This is a genomic window from Arsukibacterium sp. (assembly GCF_041616895.1).
Classification (GTDB): Bacteria; Pseudomonadota; Gammaproteobacteria; order Enterobacterales; family Alteromonadaceae; genus Alishewanella.
This window is the reverse complement of sequence record NZ_JBFJPY010000211.1, coordinates 1-1,716: the sequence shown is the minus strand read 5'-3', so window position 1 is coordinate 1,716 and position 1,716 is coordinate 1. Positions and strand designations below refer to the sequence as shown.

4 protein-coding genes are annotated in these 1,716 nt (G+C 47.6%); all 4 read right to left on the bottom strand.

Translation table 11 applies throughout. The features are described 5' to 3' along the window. The coding region (locus tag ABY802_RS16895; RefSeq protein WP_372628281.1) for a VOC family protein at positions 1–306 on the bottom strand (306 nt) is incomplete at its 3' end. A gap of 63 nt (positions 307–369) precedes the next feature. Continuing rightward, on the bottom strand, positions 370–654 hold the full coding sequence (locus ABY802_RS16890) for a hypothetical protein (RefSeq protein ID WP_372628280.1): 285 nt from the start codon (positions 652–654) through the stop codon (positions 370–372). A 118-nt stretch (positions 655–772) separates the two neighbouring features. Then, positions 773–1,093, bottom strand: a complete 321-nt coding sequence (locus tag ABY802_RS16885; RefSeq protein ID WP_372628279.1) for a hypothetical protein — start codon at positions 1,091–1,093, stop codon at positions 773–775. Positions 1,094–1,149: 56 nt separating this feature from the next. Next, positions 1,150–1,716, bottom strand: a 567-nt coding sequence (locus tag ABY802_RS16880) for a threonine/serine exporter family protein (protein ID WP_372628278.1), incomplete at its 5' end; no start/stop codon positions are given.

The window sequence follows — 1,716 nt, the reverse complement described above, 5'->3', positions numbered from 1 at the left end:
TTGCTCGTCAGCTGTTTTAATCAGCGTTATACCATCTGCCTGCAATTGGCTTTGGATCTTTCTAACGTCAGTAAATTCATCCATGTTCTGGGCGTTTTGATCCCAGCCCGGATTAAAGGTAAGAATGTTTTTGTCGAACATGCCCTGAAATAAACCTATCACCGTGCTGCCATTTTTCAGGATAAGCCAGCCCTGCGCTTGATCGCCGCCCATGGTGGCAAAGCCCAATTTTTCATAAAAGGCTTTTGACGCAGCAATATCTTTTACCGCTAAACTTACTGAAAATGCACCTAATTCCATCATCATATCCTTGCTGATTTTTCAATCAGTTTAGCTGCGGTTGCAGGCTTCTGCCAGCTTGCTCTTTCCTCAGGTTTTTAGCGTCACGCCGGGTATTTCGGTTACCGTTCTGGCATCCGCCCGGTCAATAATTCGAATCAGGACTGATTGAATGGCTTCATCTTCGCGCACATCCTGCTTGCTAACAAAGCGTTGCTCTTGTGCAGCGGCACCGGCTTCCATCACAAAACCGATCACCACTTCCGTAGCGCAATCAGCACTGGCACCAAAATACGCTAAGGTTATTTGCGGATAGCCGTCGAAGCCTTTGTTAATTTGTTTTGCGATACGTTTTTTTGCTTTATCCAGGTTCATACAAAAGCCTTGCCGTAATTTTGTGATGTTAAGAGGGTTGGCAAAACTATAACACCAAACTACCCCGTTGTTAGCAATTCGCAAGCACCCTGGCAAAAAGGTTTATGGCATAGTCTTTTTATACTAAATGTAGCTCTAACAAACGCACTACTGTATCTGACGTAAAGCTAGCGATAGGATGCTCAGAGCTTCGGTGAATATCACCCGCTTTATTACCCACCGCGACACTAACGGTGTCGGGGCTGGCATCGTGCAATAAAAATACAATTTTTTTATCAAGCGCAACACATTCCAGCGTTATAGCATCTGCCGGTATACCTTGCCTGCGCAAACCGTTATCCATTATGCCCATTACGCTATCAGCGGTCTGGTGCTTAGCGTAAAACGCATCATTTGCCTCAGCGATGACTTCAGACACGCTTTTTAATAAGCTGCGCATTACCGTACGGCTCCTACTCTTTTGTTATCCTGCTGCAGGTATTAACAACACTTTGATTACAGGCTCTTTTTCGGCGGCAATGCCACATTGGCAAAAATAAGGCCACCGACCAGCGCCATTAAAATCATAAAGGTTTGCTGGCCCACCCGGTCTGACACCACAAAATCCTGACCTGAGATCAAGGAATTTAAGCCAATATAGGTTTTACTGCCAGGCACCAGCACAATTAAGCCGTGCATCGCCACAATAACCGCAGGCGCCTTGGCCAGCCGGGTAAACAGGTTACTGTAAATACCCACGGCAAAGGCACCCAGAAAGGCGCCCATGGTGTAATCCACCAGACTGGCACCGGTAATACTGACGCCATAAGCAATAAAGCCCGCCGCCAGTGACCACAGGGTATATTTGCCACGGCTTCTGAACAATACGATTAGCGAGCTGACCAGAATGCCCACCGCCAGCCAGGCAAAGTGGCGGGATATTGGCGCGGGTTTAACAAAATCAACCATGCCAAACAGGGTAAAACCGATGGCAATGCCCAAAAAGGCGCCAAAATACAGCTTAAACAGCATCATCAGCGCGTCCATAATCCGGGCATTACCCGACACCAGATGGCGCGCGGC

Excerpts from the sequence above, each read along its gene's own strand:
- ABY802_RS16890 (WP_372628280.1), bottom strand. The coding sequence starts at position 654 with ATGAACCTGGATAAAGCAAAAAAACGTATCGCAAAACAAATTAACAAA.
- ABY802_RS16885 (WP_372628279.1), bottom strand. The coding sequence starts at position 1,093 with ATGCGCAGCTTATTAAAAAGCGTGTCTGAAGTCATCGCTGAGGCAAAT.